Origin of the sequence: Pantoea sp. UBA5923, assembly GCF_002431095.1 — a bacterium.
In the GTDB taxonomy this organism is placed as follows: domain Bacteria; phylum Pseudomonadota; class Gammaproteobacteria; order Enterobacterales; family Enterobacteriaceae; genus Pantoea; species Pantoea piersonii.
In genome coordinates this window covers 1-24,421 of record NZ_DJDN01000060.1, presented here as the reverse complement: position 1 = coordinate 24,421, position 24,421 = coordinate 1, and the positions used below count along the sequence as shown (strand labels likewise).

The following is a 24,421-nucleotide window of genomic DNA, read 5'->3' as shown; positions in this document are numbered from 1 at the left end:
GACGTTGCCTTTTACAATCAGACGCGGTTTTCGCGCAGCTGGGCCATAAAGCTCTGCACCCACTCCATACGCAGCTTGCGCTCGGCCAAATCACGCGTAAAGCGCAGGCGGGTCGGGCCATCCAGCTTCCACTGCTGCGGCTCTTTCTGCAGCAGGCTAATCAGCCAGCCGGGATCGACGCTGTTCTGCGGCGCAAAATCAAAGAAGCCGCCTTTATCGCTCACTTCGATTTTACGGATGCCAAGACTGCGCGCCATCAGCCGCAGCACCGCGATATCCAGCAGATTACGTGCCGCATCCGGCAGTACGCCGAAGCGGTCGATCATCTCAACCTTCAGCTCCTGCAGTTCCTCTTCGCTGTCGGCGCTGGCGATGCGCTTATAGAGCGACAGGCGCGTATTGACGTCGGGAATAAAATCCTCCGGCAGCAGGGCGGGCATACGCAGCTCAATCTCGGTCTGATTGCTGGTGAGATCTTCCAGCGACGGCTCGCGCCCCGCCTTCAGCGCATCCACCGCGTTCTCCAGTAGCTCCATATAGAGCGAGAAGCCCAGCGTCTCCATCTGGCCGCTCTGCTCTTCGCCCAGCAGTTCGCCCGCGCCGCGGATCTCCAGATCGTGCGTCGCCAGCGCGAAACCCGCGCCGAGATCCTCCAGCGAGGCGATCGCTTCCAGACGCTTCTGCGCGTCCCCGGTCATCGCCTTGGGCGGCGGCGTCAGCAGCCAGGCGTAAGCCTGGTGGTGTGAACGCCCAACGCGGCCGCGTAGCTGGTGCAGCTGCGCCAGACCGAAGTGGTCGGCGCGCTCGATAATAATGGTATTGGCGGTCGGGATGTCGATACCGGTTTCGATAATAGTGGTACAGACCAGCACGTTAAAGCGCTGATGGTGGAAGTCGTTCATCACCCGCTCAAGGTCGCGCTCACGCATCTGACCGTGGCCGATGGCGATACGCGCTTCCGGCACCAGCTCTGCCAGCCGCTGCGCTGCCTTTTCAATGTTTTCAACGTCGTTGTAGAGATAGTAGACCTGGCCGCCGCGCAGCACTTCACGCAGGATCGCCTCGCGTACTACCAGCGCGTCGTACTCGCGCACAAAGGTTTTTACTGCCAGACGACGAGCAGGCGGCGTGGCGATAATCGACAGATCGCGCATGCCGCTCATTGCCATATTCAGGGTGCGCGGGATCGGCGTCGCGGTCAGCGTCAGGATATCGACGTCGGCGCGCATCGCCTTGATGCGCTCTTTGTGGCGCACGCCGAAACGGTGCTCTTCGTCGACGATCAGCAGCCCTAAATCGTGCCACTTCAGATCGCTCATCAGCAGCTTATGGGTGCCGATCAGGATATCAATTTTGCCTTCGCTTGCTTCCTGCAGCACCTGTGTCTGCTCTTTGGCGCTGCGGAAGCGCGACAGCATCTCGATGCGCACCGGCCAGTTGGCGAAGCGATCGCGGAAGTTGTCGTAGTGCTGCTGCGCCAGCAGCGTGGTCGGCACCAGCACCGCGACCTGCTTGTGGTTCTCGACGGCGAGAAAAGCGGCGCGCATCGCCACTTCCGTTTTGCCGAAGCCGACGTCGCCGCACACCAGGCGATCCATCGCCAGCGGCTGGCACATATCGCTCAGCACAGCGTTAATCGCCTGTGCCTGATCCGGCGTGGTTTCAAAGGGGAAGCTCTCGCAAAAGAGCTGATACTGTTCGCGGTCGTGCTTAAACGCGTAACCCGCTTTCGCCGCGCGCTGGGCGTAGATATCGAGCAGCTCGGCGGCGACGTCGCGCACTTTCTCCGCTGCTTTCTGCCGCGCGCGCGTCCAGGCGTCGCTGCCCAGCTTGTGCAGCGGGGCATTTTCATCCGCGCCGCCGGCGTAGCGGCTAATCAGATGCAGCGACGACACCGGCACGTAGAGTTTGGCGTCGTTGGCATAGGAGAGCATCAGATACTCCGCCATAATGCCGCCCGCTTCCAGCGTGGTGAGGCCGATATAGCGGCCGACGCCATGTTCCAGATGTACCACCGGCTGACCGGGCGTCAGCTCGGCCAGGTTGCGGATCAGAATATCGGGATTAATGGTGCGGCGCGTATCCTGGCGGCGACGGCTCACGCGCTCGCCCAGCAGATCGCTTTCGCAGATCAGGGCGCGGTCGCGCAGCGTATCCACAAAGCCGCGCTCGCTGGCGCCGATCATCAGCGTAAAGCGTTCGTCGTTTGCCTCATCGAAACGCTGTACCGTCTGCGGGCGCAGCTTAATGCGCGCCAGCAGCTCCTGCAGGCTTTCGCGGCGGCCTTCGCTCTCTACCGAAAAGGTGACCTGACCGCTGAAGCCGTCGAGGAACTGCCGCAGCGGATCGAGCGGCGCTTTGGCCTGCGCCTGTACCGCGATATCCGGTAGCGGCTGATAGCCAAGATTGGTGTTGGCGGCTTTCTCCGGCAGCGCCTCGTTGGTCATCTGCACGCGCGGCCAGTGGTTCAGCTCGCCCAGCAGCGCATCCGGACGCAGCCACAGCGTGGTCGGCGTCAGCAGCGGGCGCATCGGATCGACGCGGCGGTTTTCATAGCGCGCTTCGACGTCCTGCCAGAAACGCTCCGCGCTGCCGTTAAGATCGCCGCAGTTCACAATCAGCGTATTGTCGGGCAGATAGCTGAACAGCGTCGGCAGCTCCTGCTCAAAAAAGAGCGGCTGCCAGTATTCGATCCCGGCAGGCAGCGTGCCCTTGCTGACCTGCTGATAGATATGTTCCGGTTCGCGGCGCACGTCGAACAGTTCGCGCCAGCGGGTGCGAAACAGCTCGATCGCCGCTTTGTCGGTAGGGAATTCATGGGCCGGCAGCAGATTGATCGCCGGCACCGCTTCCAGCGTACGCTGGCTGTCAACGTCGAACAGGCGCAGGCTGTCGATCTCATCGTCGAAAAAGTCGATGCGATAGGGCTGCTCGCTGCCCATTGGAAAGAGGTCGAGCAGCGCGCCGCGCGTGGCGTATTCGCCGTGCTCCATCACCTGGTCAACGTGGCGGTAGCCCGCCTGCTCCAGCTGATCGCGCAGGCGATCGCGCGACAGTTTCTGTCCCTGCTTCATCACCAGCGCATGACCGTGAAGATAAGGATGCGGACAGACGCGCTGCATCAGGGTATTCACCGGCATAATCAGCATGCCGCGCGCCATCGTCGGCAGCTGGTACAGCGTTGACAGGCGGGCCGAAATAATGTCCTGATGGGGCGAGAAGCTGTCGTAAGGCAGCGTTTCCCAGTCGGCGAGGTGGCTGACGGGCAGATCGGTAAACTGGCGGATTTCATCCAGCAAACGCAGCGCGGTTTGCATATCGGGAGTGATCATCAACACCGGACCGGCGTGGCGCTCGGTAATGCTGGCGCATTCTACCGCGTGCGCGGCACCGATCAGCTGGCCGAGCTGGCGACGATCGCCGGGTTTTACGGGCAGGGCATAGCGGGTCTGTTCGGACATGGGATCTTGTGGTTCTCTCCATTTTTTCCAGGGCGCCATGATTCCACATTACGCCCTGGCGATCACCTGCTGCGACGGTTTTTCCTTTGCGCGGTGACCGAGTTATTTAGCGGATGGTTGGGTATAGTGCATACGCGGACGATCGATATTCGCCCAGCTCAACTCTGTTTCCAGATGATAGCTGTGGTTGCCGTCGTCCCATCTGACGTAGTAACCGGCTGGCGCGTCTCCCTGTTCAAAAACGTTAACGATCTCGCCTTTAATCTCTCCCGATTTGTGTTTCACAATGCTGCCTTTGGGATATTTGAACATGGTGTTTACTCCCGCGCCTGAAGAGCCGGTTGCTGACTACACCTTATAGTGTAGCTTACCCGGACGGCAGGCGATTAAACGCGCAACCAGCAGCGCCGGGATTTCTTTTTAACAAAAATCGGCCACACTTTGCCGCGTACTCAGAGGGTTAGAGGTTTCATAAACCGAACGCCTCCTTTATCATCACTGGTCTACTTTCAGGCAACTGCCAAGACGGAATACATGTATCAACCTGTCGCGCTATTTATCGGCCTGCGCTATATGCGCGGGCGAGCATCGGATCGCTTTGGTCGCTTCGTTTCCTGGCTCTCCACTATCGGCATCACGCTCGGCGTGCTGGCCCTGGTCACTGTGCTGTCGGTGATGAACGGCTTTGAACGCGAGCTGGAGGGCAATATCCTTGGGCTGATGCCGCAGGCGCTGATCACCAGCGACAAAGGCAGCATTAACCCGCAGCAGCAGCCCGCCGACAGCCTTAAGCTGGCGGGCGTCAGCCGCATGGCGCCGCTCACGACCGCCGACGTGGTATTGCAGAGCGCGCATAACGTGTCGGTCGGCGTGATGCTCGGCATTCAGCCCGATCAAAAAGATCCCCTTACGCCGTTTCTGGTCAATACGCCGCAGAGCATGCTGCAGTCGGGCCAGTATAACGTCATCCTCGGCGAGCAGCTGGCGGCGCAGCTTGGCGTCAAACGCGGCGACGAGCTGCGTCTGATGGTGCCGTCGGTTAGCCAGTTTACCCCGATGGGACGCGTGCCGAGCCAGCGGCTGTTCACCGTTGCAGGCACCTACGCGGCTAACAGCGAGGTGGACGGCTACCAGATCCTGGTCAACCAGCAGGACGCCTCGCGCCTGATGCGCTATCCGGCGGGCAACGTCACCGGCTGGCGGCTGTGGCTGGATAAGCCGCTGCAGGTGGATGCCCTGAGCCAGCAGTCGCTGCCTGCCGGACTGGTGTGGAAAGACTGGCGCGAACGCAAAGGCGACCTGTTCCAGGCGGTGCGCATGGAGAAAAATATGATGGGGCTGCTGCTTAGCCTGATCGTCGCTGTCGCCGCCTTTAATATCAATACGTCGCTGGGCCTGCTGATCATGGAGAAGCAGGGCGAGGTGGCTATTCTGCAAACCCAGGGGCTGACGCGCCGTCAGATTGTCGCGGTCTTTATGGTGCAGGGCGCCAGCGCCGGAATTATCGGCGCGCTGCTCGGCACGCTGCTGGGCGTGCTGCTGGCCAGCCAGCTTAATAATCTGATGCCGGTTATCGGCCTGTTTCTGGATGGCGCGGCGCTACCGGTCGACATCAATCTCTGGCAGGTGGTGACCATCGCCGTGACGGCAATGGTTGTCGCGCTGCTGTCGACGCTCTATCCCTCCTGGCGCGCCGCCGCCGTTCAACCCGCTGAGGCTTTACGTTATGAGTAACACCCCTTTGTTGCAGTGCCGCGAGCTGTGCAAGCGCTATCAGGAAGGCAGCGTGCAGACTGATGTGCTGCGCAACGTCACTTTTAGCCTGCAGCCCGGCGAACTGGTGGCGATTGTCGGCAGCTCCGGCTCCGGCAAAAGTACGCTGCTGCATCTGCTGGGCGGCCTGGACGCGCCGACCTCTGGCGATGTGGTATTTGACGGCCAGTCGCTGAACGCCATGTCCTCTTCCGCCAAAGCGGCGCTGCGCAACCGCGAGCTGGGCTTTATCTACCAGTTCCACCACCTGTTGCCCGACTTTAACGCGCTGGAGAATGTGGCGATGCCGCTGCTGATCGGCAAGACCGGCAAAGCGGAAGCGCAGCAGCGCGCGCGTGAGATGCTGGCGGCGGTGGGGCTGGAGAAGCGCGCGCATCATCGTCCGTCAGAGCTGTCGGGCGGCGAGCGCCAGCGCGTCTCTATCGCCCGCGCGCTGGTGAACCGTCCGCGCCTGGTGATGGCGGATGAGCCAACCGGCAACCTCGACGCGCGTAACGCCGACGCGATTTTTGAACTGCTGGGCGAGCTGAATGTCCGTCAGGGCACCGCCTTTCTGGTGGTGACGCACGATCTCCATCTGGCGAAACGCCTGTCGCGTCAGATGGAGATGCGCGACGGTCAGTTAAGCGAGCAGGTGACCTTAGCAGGAGCGCTCTGATGGGTTCGTCGTTATCCCTGTTGTTAGGGCTGCGCTTCAGCCGCGGCCGCCGCGGCGGCGGTATGGTGTCGCTGATTTCCATTATCTCGACGCTGGGCATTGCGCTGGGCGTGGCGGTATTGATCATTGGCCTGAGCGCCATGAACGGTTTTGAACGCGAGCTAAATAACCGCATTCTGGCGGTGGTGCCACACGGCGAGATCGAGGCGGTGAATCAGCCGTTCCGCAACTGGCAATCGCTGATCGCGCCGGTAGAGCAGGTGCCCGGCATCGCCGCCGCTGCGCCCTATGTTAACTTCACCGGCCTGATCGAGAGCGGCGCGAAGCTGCAGGCGCTGCAGGTTAAAGGCGTTGATCCGGCGCAGGAGCCGCGCCTCAGCGCGCTGCCCCAGTTTGTCGAAGGGGATGGCTGGTCAACTTTCGCCGCGGGCAAGCAGCAGATTATTTTAGGCGGCGGCATCGCGCGCGCGCTTAACGTGAAGCAGGGCAGCTGGATCACCATCATGATCCCTAATAATGATGGCGGCACGAAGCTGCTGCAGCCGAAGCGTATTCGCCTGCAGGTGAGCGGTATTCTGCAGCTGAGCGGCATGCTGGACCACAGTCTGGCGCTGGTGCCGCTGGCGGACGCGCAAAACTATCTCGATATGGGTGACAGTGTCACGGGTATCGCCCTGAAGATGCGCGACCCGTTTCAGGCGGTGAAGCTGGTGCGCGATGCGGGCGAGGCGACGCACGCTTACGTCTACATTCGCAGCTGGATTGGCACCTTTGGCTATATGTATCGCGATATTCAGATGATCCGCGCCATTATGTATCTGGCGATGGTGCTGGTGATTGGCGTAGCCTGTTTTAATATCGTCTCGACGCTGGTTATGGCGGTAAAAGACAAGAGCAGCGATATTGCGGTACTGCGCACGCTGGGTGCGAAAGATGGTCTGATCCGCGCGATTTTTATCTGGTACGGCTTGCTGGCAGGGCTGCTCGGCAGCGTCAGCGGCGTGGTTATCGGCGTGCTGGTGGCGCTCAATCTCACTACCTTAGTGCGCGGGCTGGAATCGCTGACCGGCCATCATTTACTGGCGGGCGATATCTACTTTATCGATTTTCTGCCTTCAGAGCTGCACTGGCTGGACGTTTTCTCCGTATTGCTGACGGCCATTGTGCTAAGCCTGCTGGCGAGCTGGTACCCGGCGCGACGCGCCAGCCGCATCGATCCGGCGCGCGTGCTGAGCGGCCAGTAGCAGGGCGAAAACGGCGGCATTGCGCTGTCATATGCGGCCGCTACACTTGAGATTTTCTGGCGGCGACCCGACGTCGCCCACAAGGAGTTTTTATGCGCACACCGCGTCGACGCTTGCGGCTCGCCCGTTATAAGAAGAACCGCCGCAAGGTGCACCAGCGTTTTCGCCAGCGTATTTTTGAACGCGATCGTCAGGTGGAACTGGCGGCTCATCCGCAGCCGTTTGTGGTGGTGCTGACCGGCGCGGGCATCTCGGCCGAGTCGGGCATCCAGACCTTTCGCGCCGCCGACGGCCTGTGGGAAGAGCATCGCGTTGAAGATGTAGCGACGCCGGAGGGTTACCGCCGCGATCCCGAACTGGTGCAGCGTTTCTACAATGCGCGCCGTCGTTCACTGCAGTCGAGCGAGATCCAGCCTAACACCGCGCACAAGGCGCTGGCCGAGCTGGAGCAGGTGCTGGGCGACAACTTTTTGCTGGTGACGCAGAATATCGACAACCTGCACGAGCGGGCCGGCAACAGTCGCGTGCTGCATATGCATGGCGAATTGCTGAAGGCGCGCTGCACCAGCAGCGGGCAGGTGATTTCATGGAGCGAGGATCTCACGACCGACGATCGCTGCACCTGCTGTCAGTTTCCTGCGCCGCTGCGCCCGCATGTGGTGTGGTTCGGTGAAATGCCCATCGGCATGGAGGAAATTTATCACGCACTGGAGAAGGCGGATCTTTTTATCGCCATCGGCACGTCCGGGCACGTCTATCCGGCGGCGGGCTTTGTGCATGAAGCCAGACTGCAGGGCGCCCATACCGTGGAGCTGAATCTGGAGCCGAGCCAGGTCGGCAACGAGTTTGCCGAGCGTCACTACGGGCTGGCAAGCGAAGTGGTGCCGCACTTTGTCGATGGCTTCTTACGCAGCCTTTATAAGTAACCGTCTGTTTTACAAACGGCTTAGCGGTTAAGATACGGGTATAAAAAAAGGCGGCCAGGCCGCCTTTTTTTTTAACGTCCCGCCTTTAACTTCTGGAACAGCGTCTCATACAGCACGCTGGCGTCACCGACGTCATTCTGCCATTCGCCATTCTTAATGATGTCAGCTGAAGGATAGAGCGACGGATCTTCCGCTACCGCTTTCGGCAGCAGCGCCTTCGCGGCCAGGTTCGGCGTCGGGTAGCCGATGGTTTCCGCGACCTTCGCCGCCACGTCGGGACGCAGCAGGAAGTTGATCAGCTTCAGCGCGCCCGCCTTGTTTTTCGCGTTAGCCGGTATCGCCAGGTTATCCATCCAGAAAATCCCGCCCTCTTTTGGCCAGACCACCTCAAGCGGCGTGCCCGCCTGACGCGCCACATAGGCGGAACCGTTCCAGATCATGCCGAGATTCACTTCGCCTTCCATAAAGGGGTTGCCGGGATTATCAGAGTTAAAGGCGAGCACGTTCGGCATCAGCTTCTTCAGCTCTTCATAGGCGGCGTTGATCTCTTTCGGATCGCGGGTATTGCCCGACAGGCCCAGCTTGCGCAGCGCCATCTGGAACACTTCGCGCGCGTCGTCGGTCAGCAGCAGGCTCTGCTTATACTCCGGCTTCCACAGATCCGCCCAGCTCTGCACCGACTTCGCGTCTACCGCGTCGGTATTGACACCAATCGCCGTCGCGCCCCAGATATAGGGAATCGAATAGTCGTTACTGGGATCGAACGGCTTATTCAGCAGGTTCGGATCGAGGTTTTTGAAGTTGCTCAGCTGCGTCTTGTCGATCTTTTGCAGCATGCCTTCATTGCGCATTTTCGCCACAAAGTAAGTTGAAGGCACCACCAGATCGTAGGCGCCATCTTTCCAGGTCTTCAGCTTGGCATACATGCTCTCATTGGACTCATAGGTAGAGTAAATCACCCTGATGCCGGTCTCTTTAGTGAACTGCTCCAGCAGCCCCGGCGGCACATATTCAGTCCAGTTGTAGAAGTAGAGCGTTTTGCTGTCGTCAGCCTGTGCGCCCTGCATGCCAAGCGCCAGCGCCCCAGCCGCCAGCCAGTGAGACCATTTCTTCATTATCCAATCCTCTGTTTGGTTTTATCACGGAGCAACAGCTGACTGACGCCGACCAGCAGCAGCGACAGCAGCAGCAAAATTGTCGCCAGCGCATTCACCTCCGGCGAGACGCCGACTTTTACCATCGAATAGATCTTCAGCGGCAGGATCTCGAACGTTGGGCCGGTCACAAAGGAGGAGACCACCACATCGTCCATCGACAGGGTAAAGCTCAACAGCCAGCCCGCCGCCACCGCCGGCATCGCCAGCGGCAGAATGATTTTACGCAAGATAGTGGTTTCGCTGGCGCCCAAATCCTTCGCCGCTTCCAGCATCCGCACGTCAAAGCCTTTCAGCCGGGAATAGACGGTGATCACCACAAAGGGCAGGCAGAAGGTGATATGCGAAAAGAGCAGCGACCAGAAGCCGAGCGAAATGCCCAGCAGCATAAACAGCACCAGCAGAGAGATCGCCATAACAATATCCGGCGACATCATCACCACGAACAGCATGCCGCTGACGAAGGGTTTGCCGCGAAAACGGTAGCGGTAGAGCGCCACCGCGGTGAGCGAGCCGATCAGCGTCGCGCAGCTGGCAGAGAGCACGCCCATCATCAGCGAATGTTGCGCCGCCTGGATCAGGCTGTCGTTATTCACCAGCAGGCTGTACCACTGGGTGCTGAATCCCTGCCAGTTAATGCCGAAGCGCGACGCGTTAAACGAGTTCACGATCAGGATCGCGATGGGGATATAAAACCAGGCGTAAATCGCGGCCATAAAGCCGCCGCGTAGCAGGCGTGCGATCATTCCAGCTCCACCTTTTTATTCAGCAGGCGCGCGGCGCGCCAGTAAAACAGCAGCATCAGGCCCATCAGCAGCGTCATTACGATGCTGGTCGCCGCGCCGAACGGCCAGTCGCGGATATTCAGGAACTGGCTCTTGATGACGTTGCCGATCAGCAGGTTCTTCGCGCCGCCCATCAGATCCGCCACGTAGAAAAGGCCCATCGCCGGAATCAGTACCAGCAGACAGCCCGCGACAATGCCCGGCATCGTCAGCGGCAGGATAATGCGGAAAAAAGTCTGCGCTTTGCTGGCGCCGAGGTCGCGCGCCGCTTCCAGACAGGCGCGATCCAGCTTCTCCAGGCTGGAGTAGAGCGGCAGCACCATAAAGGGCAGCAGAATGTAGATCAGGCCGAGGATCACCGCCTGAGGCGTATACATAATGCGAAACGGCGTCTCAATTACGCCGAGCCACAGCAGAAAGTCGTTCAGCCAGCCGCGCGTGCTGAGAAAGATTTTCAGCCCGTAAATACGGATCAGCGAGTTGGTCCAGAAGGGCACAATCAGCAGAAACAGCATCAGCGGACGCAGGCGCGCCGACAGCTTCGTCAGGCACCAGGCGAAGGGATAGCCCAGCAGCAGGCAGCAGAGCGTGGCGATAACCGCCATATTGAGCGAGTGCAGCAGCACTTCGCCATAGAGCGGATCGAGCAGCCGCGTATAGTTGCTGAGGGTGAACGCCATGCGAACGAAGTGCGCATCGTCGCGCGTCAGAAAGCTGGTGATAAAGATCATCAGGTTCGGCAGCAGCACGAACAGCGCCAGCCAGCCGACGATCAGCGCCGTCACGCCTTTCTGAAAACGGTTACGCATCAGCTTCATAGGGCAGTACCACCTCCCAGCTGGGAACCCAGTTCACCGCCATTTTTTGATTGAGGGAGTGATCGAAGTCGGGATCGTCCTCGTTAAAGAATTCGCTGACCGTCACCAGCTTGCCGTTTTCCAGCTCGACGGTAGATTCCAGCGTCATACCTTTATAGTTGCGCTCGCGCACGTAGCCAGTCAGGCCCTCTATCGCCTGGTCGCTGTGCACCTCCTCGACGCGCAGATCTTCCGGACGCAGCAGAACATGCAGGCGATCGCCAGCGCTGACCGGGAAGGCGCAGTGAATATCGCACTCGCGGCCCTCGACGCGGGCGCGCACGCGTGGCGCATCGCTGGCGTCGATAACGTCGGCATCAAACACGTTGATCTCGCCGATAAAGCGCGCCACGAACAGGTTTTTCGGCTCTTCGTAGATTTCGCGCGGCGTGCCGTCCTGCTCAATCTTGCCGTCGCGCATCACCACGATACGGTCTGACATGGTCAGCGCCTCTTCCTGATCGTGCGTGACAAATACAAAGGTGATGCCGAGCTTGCGCTGCAGCGCTTTCAGCTCGTTCTGCATCTGCCTGCGCAGCTTGTAATCGAGCGCCGAGAGCGACTCGTCAAGCAGCAGCACTTTGGGGCGATTCACCACCGCGCGCGCAATGGCGACGCGCTGTTGCTGACCGCCGGAGAGCTGGTGCGGGCGACGATCGGCGAAGCTTTCCAGCTGCACCATCGCCAGCGCCTCGCTGACGCGCGCGGCGATCTCCGCATTTGGCGTTTTCTGCATGCGCAGGCCGAAGGCGACGTTTTCAAAAACGGACATATGCGGGAAGAGCGCGTAGCTCTGAAACACCGTGTTGACGTGGCGATGCTCGGCGGGCGTGTCGGTGATGTCGATGTTGTCCAGCACCACGCGGCCGCTGTCGGCCTCTTCAAGCCCGGCAATGAGGCGCAGGATAGTGGTTTTGCCGCAGCCCGACGGGCCGAGCAGGGTAATAAATTCGCCGTGGTCGATGGTCAGGTTAAAGTCGCTGATAATGGACTTGCCGTCGAAAGCTTTACTGATGCCAGAAAGCGTAACCAGCGCCTGCTGCGCGCGTGTTTGCGTCATTTTAGTCACTCAGTCGGTAATAAGGTCGAACAGGTTACAGCATAGCCGCTTACGTCGGCCAGCCAGCGAGAGGGCGCGATGATACCTGAAAAACGCGGCAATGCCATGTTTTGGCGGTGAAAAGAGGCGAATGCGCGTTTATAAACTTCCTCTGACGACAGATGTTAAGCGCGGCGGTAAAAGATCTTTCTGCAAATGCTCAACGCAGGTTAACCTGTCAGTTAATGATATGACGCAACATGCGTCGGACGCGGCTGTTGATAATAATAGTCGGCTTCTTTTGAAGGATGGCATATGGATCAGTTACTTGAACGGTTTTTGAGTTATGTGGCGGTAGAGACGCAGGCAAAACCGCAGGCGCGTCAGGTGCCCAGCAGCGAAGGGCAGTGGACGCTGGCGCGCAAGCTGCAGGAAGAGCTGATTGCGCTTGGTTTTATTGACGTATCGCTTAGCGATCACTGCTGCGTAATGGGCACGCTGCCCGCTAACGTCGACTGGCCGACGCCGGTGATCGGCTTTATCTCGCATATGGACACCTCGCCCGACTTTACGGCGAAGAACGTAAACCCGCAGATTATCGAAAACTACCGCGGCGGCGATATCGCGCTCGGTATGGGTGAAGAAGTGCTGTCGCCGGTGATGTTTCCGGTGCTGCATAAGCTGACTGGCCATACCTTAATCACCACCGACGGCAAAACGCTGCTCGGCGCTGACGATAAGGCGGGCATCGCCGAGATCATGACGGCGATGGAGCGTCTCGCCAAAGGGGATATTCCTCACGGCGCTATCCGCGTCGCCTTTACCCCGGATGAAGAGATCGGCCGCGGCACTTCCCATTTCGACGTCGAAGGTTTTGCCGCCGACTGGGCCTATACCATCGACGGCAGCGATCTGGGCGAATTTGAATATGAGAACTTTAACGCCGCGTCCGCGGTGGTGAAGATTGTCGGCAATAACGTGCATCCCGGCTCGGCGAAAGGCGTGATGGTGAACGCGCTGGATGTGGCGACGGCGTTTCATGCCGAAGTGCCGGCAAAAGAGCGTCCGCAGTTTACCGAAGGCTACGAAGGTTTTTATCATCTGCATCAGATGAAGGGGACGGTAGAGCACGCCGAGCTGCAGTACATTATCCGCGATTTCGACACCGACTCTTTCGAGCAGCGCAAGCAGGTACTGACGGCAATTGCTGAACGCATCAACGCCGGGCTGCATAAAGACTGCTCTGTAACGGTGGAGATCAGCAACAGCTATCGCAATATGCGCGAGAAGGTCGAGCCGCATCCGCATATTATCGAGCTGGCGCTGCAGGCGATGCGCGACTGCGGCATTGAGCCGAAGGTGAAGCCGATTCGCGGCGGCACCGATGGGTCTGCGCTCTCATGGAAAGGGCTGCCCTGTCCAAACATCTTTACCGGCGGCTATAACTACCACGGCAAGCACGAGTTCGCTTCGCTCAATATTATGGCGCAGGCGGTGGATGTGATTGTGCGGCTGGCGGAACTGGCCGCAGAGAAAAAGGCATAAAAAACGCCTCCGTCAGGAGGCGTTTTGCTGGCGCGGGTGGCGTTGCTTTTCGGCTCACGCTACCCGCGCTTTCACGTCTGGGCTGTCTGCGGGTGATTACTCGGCGTCGCCGAAGTACCAGTAACCGGCGTTTACCAGCGCCGCGATCTGCGCCAGCAGCGACGGGTCATCCAGCGCCTCGCCGAAATCCTCCAGGCTCAGCGTCTGACGACGCGCCAGCGCCTTCAGCACCTCTGGCTGCGAACACTCAACGCGCTCGCCGTTGACGAAAACCGCATCGCCAATCGTCAGCACGCGCAGGCCGCCAAGACGCGTCAGCGTATCGCCCTGCTGCAGCGCATCGTAAACCTCATCGGGCTGATAGGGCGGCTCCGGCGGCGCGACGTCCAGCTCGTGACGCGACTGGGAGATAAACTCGCCGAACCAGTTAGCAAAGTGCTCCGGCTGGTCGATAACGTCGAGCATTACCTTGCGAATGCCCTCAATCTCCTGCGGCAGGATCTGCGACGGACAGTCGCGCGCCGGCACCTCAGGATCGCTGTAGCGGTAGCTGCCCAGCTCGCGTGCCAGCACATAATCGGCGAAGCCGCTGATCAGCTCGCGGCCGTTGGGCGCGCGGAAGCCGACAGAGTAGTTAATGGCGTTCTCCAGCGAATAGCCTTCGTGCGGGAATCCCGGTGGAATATAGAGAATATCGCCCGGCTCCATCTCTTCATCAATGATGGCGTCGAAAGGCTCAACCTGCAGCAAATCGGGGTGCGGGCAGTGCTGTTTCATCGGCACTTTCTCGCCGACGCGCCAGCGACGACGACCGGTGCCCTGAATAATAAAGACGTCATACTGATCGAAATGCGGGCCAACGCCGCCGCCCGGTACGGCAAAGGAGATCATCAGATCGTCGATGCGCCAGTCCGGCAAAAAGCGGAAGGGGCGCATCAGCGCTGCGGAAGGCTCATGCCAGTGGTTCACCGCCTGCACCAGCAGCGACCAGTTGTTTTCGCCCAGGTGATCGTAGCTCTCGAAGGGACCATGGCTGACCTGCCATTTACCGTCGTTATGGCTGACCAGGCGGCTGTCTACCTCATTTTCCATCGCCAGCCCGGCCAGCTCGTCAGGAGAAATGGGGTCGATAAAGTTTTTAAAACCGCGCTTGAGCAGCACCGGGCGTTTTTGCCAGTAGCGCTGAATAAAGTCGGGCCAGTTAAGATCGAGCTGATAATCCATAGAGTAGTTCCACACAGGGCTGTAAATGCAGGCAAGTATAACAGCCTGCGCGCCTTTCTACTCGCGGCGATGTTCGACTTCCTGACGTCTGAAGATCACTTCCATGCGCGCGCCGCCCAGCGCGCTGGAGGTAGCGATAATCTGGCCCTCATACTGCTCCAGAATATCGAGCGCCACCGCCAGGCCCAGACCCTGACCTGGACGCAGCGTATCGGCGCGCTGGCCGCGTACGAACACCAGGTCGCGCTTGCTTTCAGGAATGCCGGGGCCGTCGTCGTCGATAAACAGATGCAGCGTCTGATCGGTCTGCCGCACGCTCACTTCGATAAACTCCAGACAATATTTACAGGCGTTGTCCAGCACGTTGCCCAGCACTTCCATAAAGTCGTTTTTATCGCCGATAAAGGTCACTTCCGGCGAGACGTCCAGCGTAATCTCAACCCCTTTGAGCTGATAAACCTTGTTGAGCGCCGAACAGAGGCTGTCGAGCAGCACTGACACCGGATGCAGGTCGCGCAGCAGCGGGTTATGATCCGCGTGCATGCTGGCGCGGTGCAGGTAGTAGCCGATCTGCTGCGAAATACGGCTGATCTGCTCCAGCATCACCGGCTCAGCCTGCTCAATGGTGATATCTTTGCCGTTACGCAGCGAACGCAGCGTGCTTTGCAGCACCGCCAGCGGCGTTTTCAGGCTGTGCGTCAGATCGGAGAGGGTAGTGCGGTAGCGGGTATAGCGCTGGCGCTCGTTGCTCAGCAGCAGGTTCAGGTTGCGCACCAGGCTGCGCAGCTCCTGCGGCGGCGAATCCTCCAGGTTTTCACGCTGGCTGGTTTCCAGCTCCCGAACCTGCGTAGCGAGATGTCCAATCGGGCGCAGGCTCCAGTGCGCCGCCAGCCACAGCAGCGGGATCACCAGAATAAGGTTAGCGGCCAGCACGTAGCTGAACCATGACCAGACCACGTCGGAGTGTTGTAGCTCCTGCGGAATAGAGTCCACCACCACAATAGTCAACGCCGGCAGGTTGGTGGTGGCGTCATAGCGGTTGACCGCGACGGAGTGGGTAAAGGTGTCGTTGTTATTGTTATCAATGGCGTGCAGCCGCTTCTGCGCCGAGAGATCGTTGCCTATCGCCATCGCGCTGGTGCGGTTACTGGTGTCAATCTCGTAAAAGTCGGGCTTCAGCAGCCACTCATGGCGGATTTTGGCGCGAATTTCCGGCACGTCACGCTGCTGCCACAGCAGCTTGCCGTGTTCATCGTAAATAAATACCAGCGTTGGAAAGTTGAGCGTCATCCGCTCCGGCTGGGCGATAGTGAGGCGGTTATTTTGCCACTGCGCCAGCGTAAAGAAGAGGTTGCTTTCGCCGCGCATCACGCGATAGGTGTTCTTGTCGAAGCTCACCACATAGCCGATCACGGCCACCATGCCGTAAGACAGGGAGAGAAACAGCACAATAGCTGAACATGCCAGTAAAAAGCGGGCGCGTAGCGAAAGCGGACGATAACGTTGGAACCAGCGCATCAGAGATCGAAGCGGTATCCCTGACCGCGTACGGTAGTAATCACCTCATCCGCATGCAGCGCCTGAATTTTTTTACGCAGTCGACCCATCAGCACGTCGATAGTATGGCTTTCGCGCAGTTCCGCATCGGGATAGAGCTGCAGCATCAGGGAGTCTTTGCTCACCACTTTACCCGCGTTGCGGATCAGCGTTTCGACGATGGTGTATTCAAAAGCGGTCAGCTTCACCGGCTGCTCATTGATAGTCAGCTCGCGGCGCGAGAGATCGACCTGAAACGGCGCCATGTCGATAATTTGCGAAGCGTGTCCGCTGTTGCGGCGCATCAGCGCCTGCAGGCGCGCAGCCACTTCTTCAATATGGAAAGGTTTGGTGACGTAGTCATCGGCGCCAGCCTCCAGCGCTTCGACTTTGGCCTGCCAGCCTTCGCGCGCGGTCAGCACCAGAATCGGCTGTCGCACCGACTGACTGCGCCAGCGGCGGATCAGCGACATGCCATCTTCATCCGGCAGGCCAAGATCGACCAGCGCGATATCCGGCAAATGCTCCTGTAAAAAATAGTCAGCTTCCTTTGCGTCCTCTGCTGCGTCTACCTGATGGCCCATTTCACGCAGTTGAACTGCAAGATGATGGCGCAGCAGAGCATTATCTTCCACAACCAAAACACGCATGGCTTTTCCTTACTCTCAGAGCATTTAAGTTAGGATAAAGTATACGCAAAAACATTTAAACAACAGCTTAACGCAGGCGGGACTGGCCCGCCTGCGTCCGCGCTTATTTCAGATCGTCAACCATCTGGATGGCGCGGCCTAAATAATTAGCTGGCGTCATCTGTTTAAGGCGCGCTTTTTCCTCTTCCGGCAGCGCAAGGCTGTCGATAAAGGCCTGCATGCCGGCCGCGTCGACGCGCTTGCCGCGCGTCAGCTCTTTCAGCTTCTCGTACGGCTTTTCGATACCGTAGCGGCGCATCACGGTCTGAATCGGCTCAGCCAGCACTTCCCAGTTATGATCCAGCTCGTCCAGCAGACGTTCGCGGTTCACTTCCAGCTTGGAAATGCCTTTCAGCGTCGCCTGATAGGCGATCAGCGCGTAGCCGACGCCGACGCCAAGGTTGCGCAGCACCGTGGAGTCGGTGAGGTCGCGCTGCCAGCGTGAGACCGGCAGCTTGCTCGCCAGGTGCTGCATTACCGCATTCGCCAGGCCCAGGTTGCCTTCGGAGTTTTCGAAATCGATCGGGTTGACCTTGTGCGGCATAGTGGAAGAGCCGATTTCGCCCGCAATGGTTTTTTGTTTGAAGTGGTTAAGCGCCACGTAGCCCCAGATATCGCGATCGAAATCGATCAGGATGGTGTTGAAGCGCGCCATGCAGTCAAACAGCTCGGCGATATAGTCGTGCGGCTCGATCTGAGTGGTGTAGGGGTTCCAGGTAATGCCCAGCGAGGTGACGAACTGCTCGCTCAGCTGGTGCCAGTCCACCTCCGGATAGGCGGCGATGTGCGCGTTGTAGTTGCCTACCGCGCCGTTGATCTTGCCCAGGATCTCAATCTTACTCAGCTGGCGCTGCTGACGCTCCATACGGTAAGCGACGTTCGCCATCTCTTTGCCCATGGTAGAAGGCGTGGCTGGCTGGCCGTGGGTGCGCGACAGCAGTGGAATATCGCGGTACTCGTGTGCCAGACGCTTAACCGCGTCGATGATCTGCTGCCAGTAGGGCAGGATCACGTCGCGGCGTGCGCTTTCCAGCATCAGCGCATGCGACAGATTGTTGATGTCTTCAGAGGTACAGGCGAAGTGGATAAACTCTGACACCGCGTGCAGCGCCGGCACGCTCTCGACTTTCTCTTTCAGGAAATATTCGACCGCTTTTACGTCGTGGTTGGTGGTGCGCTCGATAGTTTTAATGCGCGCCGCGTCCTCTTCGTTGAAATTAGCAACGATTGCGTCGAGGAAAGCGTTTGCGTCGGCATCAAATGCAGGAACTTCCTTGATCTCTGCGGTGGCCGCCAGTTTTTGTAACCAGCGTACTTCAACCTCAACGCGGAACTTCAGCAAACCGTATTCGCTGAAAATGGCGCGCAGCGGGCTGACTTTATCGCCGTAACGACCATCGACAGGTGAGACGGCGGTCAGAGAGGATAATTCCATCAGTGCAACTCCTGAATCGTTTACAGTGTGGGCTTACCGGCTTAATAAGCCGGAGAGAGCCGGGATAAAATGGTTTTTGCCTCGCCCAGCAGACGCTGGCGTGAAAACATCAGTTGAAAGCGACCGCCGCCGACCTGCTGCCACAGTACGGCGGCGCGAATGCCCGCCAGCAGCGTCGCGCGTACGCGACTCTGCAACAGCGGGTTTTGCAAGACGGCGGGCGAGCCGGTGACCTGAATGCGCGGGCCAAGCGGGCTGACAACATCAACGTAGATGCCGGCCATGGCGCTGGTGATGGTTTCTGAACCGAGTTCGTAGTGCGCCAGCTGGCGATCGAGCTGGCCGATGCGCTGCGCCAGGGTAGCCAGCGCCGTTTTATTGCCGCTCAGCTTGCGCTCCAGCACCATCATGCTCAGCGTATAGCGCGTCAGTTCTGCGCCCATGCCCTGACGACTGCTGCTGTTGAGTACCGCCATCAGCGTTTCCAGTCCAAGGCGCAGGTTAGCTTCGTCATTGCCGAACACCGCCAGCGTCGAGCCGGGATTTAAATCAATCACGCTGCGCAGCGAGACGTTGAGCGCTTCCGGCTGGCACTGGCCCTGATGCGCCAGCTGCTGAACCAGATGCGCGGCCTGACAAATGCCCGCCAGCGCCAGCGTGATGTCGTAATAATTTTTAGCCACGGTTACTCCTGTCTACGCGTCAGCAAAGCCGACTCAATCCGCGGTCAGCGGCAGCCGCTCTTCGATAATGCCGCCGCCGAGGCAGACTTCACCGAGGTAGAAGACGGCGGACTGGCCCGGCGTCACCGCCGCAACCGGCGCGTCGAAACGCACCTCAATGCGATCTTCGCCGCGCGGCACGATCTCGCAGGGAATATCTGTCTGGCGATAGCGCGTTTTCACCGTACAGCGCAGCGGGGCGGTGACAGGCTGGCGATCGACCCAGTGCAGCTGCTGAGCGATCAGACCCACCGACATCAGACGCGGATGGTCGCCGCCTTGCGCCACGATCAGGCGATTACGCGCGACGTCTTTATCCACCACGTACCAGGGATCGTCATTGCTCTCTTTCAGACCGCCGATGCCCAGGCCTTTGCGCTGGCCCAGCGTATGGTACATCAGACCCTGATGCTCGCCGACCACCTGGCCATCCACGGTTTCAATCACGCCCGGCTGCGCCGGTAAATAGCGGCCAAGGAAGTCGCGGAATTTGCGTTCGCCGATAAAGCAGATGCCGGTGGAGTCCTTTTTCTTCGCGGTGATGAGATCGAGCTCTTCGGCGATGCGGCGCACCTCCGGCTTCTCCAGTTCGCCCACCGGGAACAGGCTCTGGGCGATCTGTTCATGGCTCAGCGTATAGAGGAAATAGCTCTGATCTTTGTTGCCGTCGAGTCCGCGCAGCAGCTGGCTTTTGCCGTCGACGTCCGCGCGGCGCACGTAGTGGCCGGTGGCGATGTAGTCCGCGCCGAGATCTTCTGCCGCAAACTCCAGGAAGGCTTTAAATTTGATCTCTTTGTTGCAGAGAATATCGGGATTGGGCGTGCGGCCCGCTTTGTACTCTTCGAGGAAGTGCTCGAAGACGTTGTCCCAGTACTCTGCCGCAAAGTTGATTTTATGCAGTTTGATGCCGAGTTTATCGCAGACCGCCTGCGCATCCGCCAGATCGTCCGCGGCAGTACAATACTCCTCGCCGTCGTCTTCCTCCCAGTTCTTCATGAACAGGCCTTCTACCTGATAGCCCTGCTGCTGCAGTAACCAGGCGGATACGGAAGAATCGACGCCGCCGGACATACCGACGATCACTTTTTTCTGGCTGTTGTCAGACATGACGCACTCTTGATTACGATAAAAAAACAGGCGGCGTATTCTATCACGCGTCGGCGTGGCGCGCACCCTCGTGAAACGGCCACTGAAACGGCGCGATCAGATGCAGCGGATAGCGCGCGCCCTGTTGCCACAGCCTGACGCTTTCAGCGACCAGCGGCGAACGCAGGTTATCTGCGGCGATAATCTGCTCCGCTGTGCGCCACCAGCAGCAGTCGATATCGCTGTCCTGCGGGGCGGTGGGCAGTTTTTCGGGCAGATCAACGCCAAACAGGAAACGCACAAAAGGCGTCTTGTCCGGCGCGATCCACTGCTGGACGCCGAGGAAATAGTCGAGCGCGCAATCAATCCCGGTCTCTTCGCGCAGCTCGCGACGGGCCGCCTCCAGCAGCGTTTCGTCCGCTTCCAGATGACCGGCGGGCTGGTTCCAGGTGGCGCGACCTTTAACTCGCTCCTCTACTACTAACAGTTCGCCTTCGGCCTGAACGATACAGGCGACGGTGACATGAGGTTTAAACATCGATCCTCCGGGATTGTTAACCTGACGTTATGAAAAAGGAGCGAGCAGCCTTACGCCGATGTCTCTGCCTCGCGCCACTCGCCAGGCGCTAACGTATCGAGCCGATAGTCGCCCATTGCGTAGCGGATAAGGCGCAGCGTAGGGTAGCCGATATGCGCCGTCATGCGCCTTACCTGGCGGTTGCGGCCCTCATAGAGCGTCACCTTGAGCCAGCTGGTCGGAATCGCTTTTCGTTCGCGAATCGGCGGCTGGCGCGGCCATAGCCAGGCGGGCTCGTCGACCTTTTCTATGCCTGCGGGCAGCGTAGGGCCATCTTTCAGATTAACGCCACTGCGCAGCGCCGCGAGTTCCGCCTCCTGTGGCTCGCCCTCGACCTGAACATAATAGATTTTACCTGTGCGTTTGCCGGGCTGCGTCAGCGCCGCCTGTAGCGCGCCGTCGTTGGTCAGCACCATCAGGCCTTCGCTGTCGCGGTCGAGGCGACCAGCGGCATAGACATCGCTGACCGGGATAAAATCCTTCAGCGTCTGGCGGCCAGCCTCGTCGCTAAACTGTGGCAGAACATCGAATGGTTTGTTAAATAATATGACGCGCCGCGGTCCGCGTGGGCGCGGCGGTTTGCGCTGAGCGCCGCGTGGCGCGCGGTCAGAGCGTTTATGCTGGTGAATTTGTTGAGAACTTTTTCGCATGAGCTTTGCAGTCAGTGACAATCGGCGCATTATAACGCGAAACGGTGAAGATTGGCGCGGCGTAAATATTCAAGTATCATGGCGTCACATCTTACAATTTATTAACAAAACGCCCAGGAGAGGTTAATGGAAAGCAAAGTAGTTGTTCCGGCGGAAGGTCAGAAAATCACCCTGGATCAGGGCAAGATCAATGTGCCGAATAACCCGATCATTCCTTACATTGAAGGTGATGGCATTGGCGTTGACGTTTCTCCGGTCATGCTGAAGGTCGTCGATGCTGCGGTGAAAAAAGCCTATAACGGCGAGCGCAAAATCTCCTGGATGGAGATCTATACCGGTGAGAAATCGGTAGAGCTTTACGGCCAGGATGTCTGGCTGCCGCAGGAAACCCTCGACCTGATCAAAGAGTATCGCGTCGCTATCAAAGGCCCACTGACCACGCCGGTTGGCGGCGGCATCCGTTCACTGAACGTTGCGCTGCGTCAGGAGCTTGACCTCTATGTTTGCCTGCGTCCGGTTCGCTACTACAAAGGCACCCCGAGCCCGGTCAAACGTCCTGAAGAGACCGATATGGTGATCTTCCGTGAAAACTCTGAAGATATCTACGCCGGTATTGAGTGGAAAGCGGGTTCTGCCGAAGCGGACAAAGTGATCAAGTTCCTGCGCGAAGAGATGGGCGTGAAGAAAATCCGCTTCCCGCAGGATTGCGGCATCGGCGTGAAGCCGTGTTCGGAAGAGGGCACCAAACGTCTGGTGCGCGCGGCGATTGAGTATGCGATCACCAATGACCGCGACTCTCTGACGCTGGTGCACAAAGGCAACATCATGAAATTCACCGAAGGCGCTTTCAAAGACTGGGGCTACCAGCTGGCGAAAGAAGAGTTCGGCGCAGAGCTGCTGGACGGCGGCCCGTGGATGAAGATCAAAAACCCGAACACCGGCAAAGATATCATCGTTAAAGATGTGATTGCCGATGCGTTCCTGCAGCAGATCCTGCTGCGTCCGGCGGAATACGACGTTATCGCCTGTATGAACCTGAACGGCGACTACATTTCTGACGCCCTGGCGGCGCAGGTTGGCGGCATCGGTATCGCACCGGGCGCGAACATCGGCGACGAATGCGCGCTGTTTGAAGCGACTCACGGTACCGCGCCGAAATATGCTGGTCAGGATAAAGTGAACCCAGGTTCCGTTATTCTGTCAGCAGAAATGATGCTGCGTCATATGCAGTGGTTCGAAGCGGCTGACCTGATTGTTAAAGGCATGGAAGGCGCTATCGCCAACAAGACCGTGACCTATGACTTCGAGCGCCTGATGGATGGCGCTAAACTGCTGAAATGCTCAGAGTTTGGCGACGCTATCATCGAAAACATGTAAGTTAACGTAGTTAACTTTAAAGCCAGCATAGCCGTTACAGGCATGCTGGCTTTTTAATACGCCAGATCCTTTCCCAAAATCCTTTTCCAGAACCCTGTAAATTCATGCCTTAAGCGGCAATCATTATCCTGTCTTTTCCTCTGCTGATATTTATCCGTCGGGCGTTTTCAATGCTTTTGAGCTGGCGATTTTTGAGGGCATTGTCACCCTGACGAATAATATTTTTCATCTTTGCTCCATAAAGAGTTTCTTAATAAAGGGATTATCTATGACCAGAGGGCAGTAATCTTCGCCCGCATTTCAGCTAATCTTTCCGCCTCTTCCTCTTTTTGCCGCTGGGCTGTCACAGCCTGCGGTTCAGCAGTTAATGCAAGCTGCTTATTATTCAGCGCCAGAGGCATGACTGAGGCATCACTGATGACGCTGACTTTCTGGATTATTGTCGCAGAGGTAATTTCACCCGGATCGCCTGCGCTTTTTTCATATCGCTCGATAAGGATCGCTGCGCCTGGCAGTAACTGCCTGAGCCGTCCTTCAACAAACCGCCCATATTTTACAAGCGGCGTAATGTTCTTGCTCATGACCTCGCCAAAGTAAATCATGCGGTATAAAAAATAGCTGCCCCAGGGTTCCCTGGCCTCTAATGCCCCGAATAAAAACCAGGCTCTTGAATCATGGACCTGGTCGTCAAACAGCGCACAGACCTGCGCCCCGGCCTGCGAGGCATTTTTTTCAGCAGACCCCGCTGGAAACAGCGCGTTAAACTTCTCATTGCCGGCCAGCTTTATTTTTTTATATTCCCCGCTTACGTCGTCATCGCTGAAGATATAAACAAGGCTGCTGGCCATCTGAATGACCCTGAAAGGAAAGTTTCCCGTACGGTTTGTTAATGCACGCTGGTAGTCGTTACGAAACTCCTCGGCTGCCAGACGAAGCTGCGTCTGCGCCATCGCCGGATCAAAATCTTTGACGCCGGCCGGATAGGGGACATAGCTGCCTTTTTTAGCGGAGTTTTTCATTTTCTGCCGCGTTTTTTCGACAGCTTCCTGCCTGCTGTTACGCTCCTCTTCCGAACGCCTCCTTACAGCGGGATCGCTGTCTTTATCCATTCCGTTGGCAGCGGCATCCCGGTAGAAGCGCTGGTTTTTATAGGTTTCCTGGGCATAGCGCCCAATGCGCCATGCGGTAATCCAGCCGATTTGCTCTTCCAGTGCTTCGATGACGTTGACTGACGCGCGTATGGGGTTATAAAAGGCCGCCTCGTCGTCGGGTATATTTTGCGGGGAGGAGAGATTTAAGGTTAGTTCGCGCCAGGCGTTAAAATGTAATATAGCCTTTTCGGAAAGGAAAAACTCTTGTTGTGAATCTACAGACATCCTTCTCCAGCTTTCATTAAGCGCGCCCCTTGATAAATCGCCTGTATCAAATTTTAAAGGAGCACCACAATTAAACGCTGCGCAATATATTTCGTGAAGTATGATTTGGGATAATAAATACCCGTCATTATCAGCATTAGCTTTACCCTGATTCCCTGGCGGATAGCCTCCCCCGATATCCGAATGCATTCCGGGATAAATAACTTCCCTGGCACAGGCGGGATAAGTTCCGTCATGCCGGCATACTGAGTCCAGAGGAAAACAGAGCCGCTGTTCATGGGACGAAACAAAGTGAACACAGTTTTTT

General features: G+C 58.3%; 20 protein-coding genes and 1 pseudogene. 6 read left to right on the top strand and 15 right to left on the bottom strand.

Translation table 11 applies throughout. The features are described from left to right. Positions 1 to 17 precede the first annotated feature (17 nt). Together mfd and B3797_RS14165 are read right to left on the bottom strand one after the other, a co-directional pair. Positions 18 to 3,461: a transcription-repair coupling factor gene (mfd, locus tag B3797_RS14170; protein ID WP_311791413.1), complete on the bottom strand. Its 3,444-nt coding sequence runs from the start codon at positions 3,459 to 3,461 to the stop codon at positions 18 to 20. A gap of 102 nt (positions 3,462 to 3,563) precedes the next feature. Further along, positions 3,564 to 3,773, bottom strand: coding sequence for a hypothetical protein (locus B3797_RS14165; protein WP_311781706.1), 210 nt, complete (start codon positions 3,771 to 3,773; stop codon positions 3,564 to 3,566). A 222-nt stretch (positions 3,774 to 3,995) separates the two neighbouring features. On the opposite strand from B3797_RS14165, the gene lolC reads away from it, so the two are divergent. From lolC to cobB, 4 genes are all read left to right on the top strand, one after another. After that, positions 3,996 to 5,195: a lipoprotein-releasing ABC transporter permease subunit LolC gene (gene lolC / locus B3797_RS14160; protein WP_311791412.1), complete on the top strand. Its 1,200-nt coding sequence runs from the start codon at positions 3,996 to 3,998 to the stop codon at positions 5,193 to 5,195. Then, positions 5,188 to 5,892 carry a lipoprotein-releasing ABC transporter ATP-binding protein LolD gene (lolD, locus tag B3797_RS14155; RefSeq protein WP_126688729.1) on the top strand — a complete coding sequence of 235 codons (705 nt, stop codon included), beginning with the start codon at positions 5,188 to 5,190 and terminating at the stop codon, positions 5,890 to 5,892. Before lolC ends, lolD begins: the two co-directional genes overlap by 8 nt. Then, the gene (gene lolE / locus B3797_RS14150; RefSeq protein ID WP_311781704.1) at positions 5,892 to 7,136 is read left to right on the top strand and encodes a lipoprotein-releasing ABC transporter permease subunit LolE; all 1,245 of its coding nucleotides are present in this window, start codon (positions 5,892 to 5,894) and stop codon (positions 7,134 to 7,136) included. Before lolD ends, lolE begins: the two co-directional genes overlap by 1 nt. Before the next feature lie 92 nt (positions 7,137 to 7,228). Then, positions 7,229 to 8,062: a Sir2 family NAD+-dependent deacetylase gene (cobB, locus tag B3797_RS14145; protein ID WP_269949163.1), complete on the top strand. Its 834-nt coding sequence runs from the start codon at positions 7,229 to 7,231 to the stop codon at positions 8,060 to 8,062. Positions 8,063 to 8,133: 71 nt separating this feature from the next. Here cobB and potD read toward each other — a convergent pair whose 3' ends face one another. From potD to potA, 4 genes are read right to left on the bottom strand one after another with little or no spacing between them, the layout of a single operon-like run. Further along, complete coding sequence (gene potD, locus B3797_RS14140; RefSeq protein WP_311791411.1) at positions 8,134 to 9,177, bottom strand: spermidine/putrescine ABC transporter substrate-binding protein PotD; 1,044 nt, start codon at positions 9,175 to 9,177, stop codon at positions 8,134 to 8,136. Beyond that, entirely contained in the window at positions 9,177 to 9,962 is a 786-nt protein-coding gene (gene potC / locus B3797_RS14135) for a spermidine/putrescine ABC transporter permease PotC (protein ID WP_120452102.1), read from the bottom strand. Before potC ends, potD begins: the two co-directional genes overlap by 1 nt. Further along, complete coding sequence (potB, locus tag B3797_RS14130) at positions 9,959 to 10,819, bottom strand: spermidine/putrescine ABC transporter permease PotB (protein WP_409373194.1); 861 nt, start codon at positions 10,817 to 10,819, stop codon at positions 9,959 to 9,961. Before potB ends, potC begins: the two co-directional genes overlap by 4 nt. After that, complete coding sequence (gene potA / locus B3797_RS14125; RefSeq protein ID WP_311791410.1) at positions 10,803 to 11,918, bottom strand: spermidine/putrescine ABC transporter ATP-binding protein PotA; 1,116 nt, start codon at positions 11,916 to 11,918, stop codon at positions 10,803 to 10,805. Before potA ends, potB begins: the two co-directional genes overlap by 17 nt. Before the next feature lie 294 nt (positions 11,919 to 12,212). Between potA and pepT the strand changes: the two genes are divergently transcribed. Further along, positions 12,213 to 13,442: a peptidase T gene (gene pepT, locus B3797_RS14120; RefSeq protein ID WP_311791409.1), complete on the top strand. Its 1,230-nt coding sequence runs from the start codon at positions 12,213 to 12,215 to the stop codon at positions 13,440 to 13,442. Between the two features lie 96 nt (positions 13,443 to 13,538). On the opposite strand, the gene B3797_RS14115 is transcribed toward pepT, so the two are convergent. The 8 genes from B3797_RS14115 to rluE all read right to left on the bottom strand — a co-directional run bounded on the left by B3797_RS14115 (position 13,539) and on the right by rluE (position 21,391). After that, positions 13,539 to 14,666, bottom strand: coding sequence for a cupin domain-containing protein (locus B3797_RS14115; protein ID WP_120452109.1), 1,128 nt, complete (start codon positions 14,664 to 14,666; stop codon positions 13,539 to 13,541). Positions 14,667 to 14,723: 57 nt separating this feature from the next. Beyond that, on the bottom strand, positions 14,724 to 16,184 hold the full coding sequence (phoQ, locus tag B3797_RS14110) for a two-component system sensor histidine kinase PhoQ (protein WP_120452111.1): 1,461 nt from the start codon (positions 16,182 to 16,184) through the stop codon (positions 14,724 to 14,726). After that, positions 16,184 to 16,852 carry a two-component system response regulator PhoP gene (gene phoP, locus B3797_RS14105; RefSeq protein WP_271152076.1) on the bottom strand — a complete coding sequence of 223 codons (669 nt, stop codon included), beginning with the start codon at positions 16,850 to 16,852 and terminating at the stop codon, positions 16,184 to 16,186. Before phoP ends, phoQ begins: the two co-directional genes overlap by 1 nt. A 103-nt stretch (positions 16,853 to 16,955) precedes the next feature. Beyond that, positions 16,956 to 18,326, bottom strand: a complete 1,371-nt coding sequence (gene purB / locus B3797_RS14100) for an adenylosuccinate lyase (protein WP_120452115.1) — start codon at positions 18,324 to 18,326, stop codon at positions 16,956 to 16,958. A 41-nt stretch (positions 18,327 to 18,367) separates the two neighbouring features. After that, entirely contained in the window at positions 18,368 to 19,009 is a 642-nt protein-coding gene (gene hflD / locus B3797_RS14095) for a high frequency lysogenization protein HflD (RefSeq protein WP_311791408.1), read from the bottom strand. Positions 19,010 to 19,042: 33 nt separating this feature from the next. Then, complete coding sequence (mnmA, locus tag B3797_RS14090; protein ID WP_126688737.1) at positions 19,043 to 20,155, bottom strand: tRNA 2-thiouridine(34) synthase MnmA; 1,113 nt, start codon at positions 20,153 to 20,155, stop codon at positions 19,043 to 19,045. A 43-nt stretch (positions 20,156 to 20,198) separates the two neighbouring features. Further along, positions 20,199 to 20,672 carry an NUDIX hydrolase gene (locus B3797_RS14085; protein WP_311791407.1) on the bottom strand — a complete coding sequence of 158 codons (474 nt, stop codon included), beginning with the start codon at positions 20,670 to 20,672 and terminating at the stop codon, positions 20,199 to 20,201. A gap of 50 nt (positions 20,673 to 20,722) precedes the next feature. Next, positions 20,723 to 21,391, bottom strand: coding sequence for a 23S rRNA pseudouridine(2457) synthase RluE (gene rluE, locus B3797_RS14080; RefSeq protein WP_311791406.1), 669 nt, complete (start codon positions 21,389 to 21,391; stop codon positions 20,723 to 20,725). Between the two features lie 96 nt (positions 21,392 to 21,487). Here rluE and icd point away from each other — a divergent pair, with 96 nt between their 5' ends. Next, the gene (gene icd, locus B3797_RS14075) at positions 21,488 to 22,738 is read left to right on the top strand and encodes an NADP-dependent isocitrate dehydrogenase (protein WP_311781697.1); all 1,251 of its coding nucleotides are present in this window, start codon (positions 21,488 to 21,490) and stop codon (positions 22,736 to 22,738) included. A gap of 266 nt (positions 22,739 to 23,004) precedes the next feature. Here the strand turns inward: icd and B3797_RS14070 are convergent. After that, a pseudogene (locus B3797_RS14070) lies at positions 23,005 to 24,421 on the bottom strand (DUF2235 domain-containing protein); the annotation flags it as partial.

Coding starts and splice junctions, on each gene's coding strand:
- mfd (WP_311791413.1), bottom strand. CDS start 3,461: ATGTCCGAACAGACCCGCTATGCCCTGCCCGTAAAACCCGGCGATCGT.
- B3797_RS14165 (WP_311781706.1), bottom strand. CDS start 3,773: ATGTTCAAATATCCCAAAGGCAGCATTGTGAAACACAAATCGGGAGAG.
- lolC (WP_311791412.1), top strand. CDS start 3,996: ATGTATCAACCTGTCGCGCTATTTATCGGCCTGCGCTATATGCGCGGG.
- lolD (WP_126688729.1), top strand. CDS start 5,188: ATGAGTAACACCCCTTTGTTGCAGTGCCGCGAGCTGTGCAAGCGCTAT.
- lolE (WP_311781704.1), top strand. CDS start 5,892: ATGGGTTCGTCGTTATCCCTGTTGTTAGGGCTGCGCTTCAGCCGCGGC.
- cobB (WP_269949163.1), top strand. CDS start 7,229: ATGCGCACACCGCGTCGACGCTTGCGGCTCGCCCGTTATAAGAAGAAC.
- potD (WP_311791411.1), bottom strand. CDS start 9,177: ATGAAGAAATGGTCTCACTGGCTGGCGGCTGGGGCGCTGGCGCTTGGC.
- potC (WP_120452102.1), bottom strand. CDS start 9,962: ATGATCGCACGCCTGCTACGCGGCGGCTTTATGGCCGCGATTTACGCC.
- potB (WP_409373194.1), bottom strand. CDS start 10,819: ATGAAGCTGATGCGTAACCGTTTTCAGAAAGGCGTGACGGCGCTGATC.
- potA (WP_311791410.1), bottom strand. CDS start 11,918: ATGACGCAAACACGCGCGCAGCAGGCGCTGGTTACGCTTTCTGGCATC.
- pepT (WP_311791409.1), top strand. CDS start 12,213: ATGGATCAGTTACTTGAACGGTTTTTGAGTTATGTGGCGGTAGAGACG.
- B3797_RS14115 (WP_120452109.1), bottom strand. CDS start 14,666: ATGGATTATCAGCTCGATCTTAACTGGCCCGACTTTATTCAGCGCTAC.
- phoQ (WP_120452111.1), bottom strand. CDS start 16,184: ATGCGCTGGTTCCAACGTTATCGTCCGCTTTCGCTACGCGCCCGCTTT.
- phoP (WP_271152076.1), bottom strand. CDS start 16,852: ATGCGTGTTTTGGTTGTGGAAGATAATGCTCTGCTGCGCCATCATCTT.
- purB (WP_120452115.1), bottom strand. CDS start 18,326: ATGGAATTATCCTCTCTGACCGCCGTCTCACCTGTCGATGGTCGTTAC.
- mnmA (WP_126688737.1), bottom strand. CDS start 20,155: ATGTCTGACAACAGCCAGAAAAAAGTGATCGTCGGTATGTCCGGCGGC.
- B3797_RS14085 (WP_311791407.1), bottom strand. CDS start 20,672: ATGTTTAAACCTCATGTCACCGTCGCCTGTATCGTTCAGGCCGAAGGC.
- rluE (WP_311791406.1), bottom strand. CDS start 21,391: ATGCGCCGATTGTCACTGACTGCAAAGCTCATGCGAAAAAGTTCTCAA.
- icd (WP_311781697.1), top strand. CDS start 21,488: ATGGAAAGCAAAGTAGTTGTTCCGGCGGAAGGTCAGAAAATCACCCTG.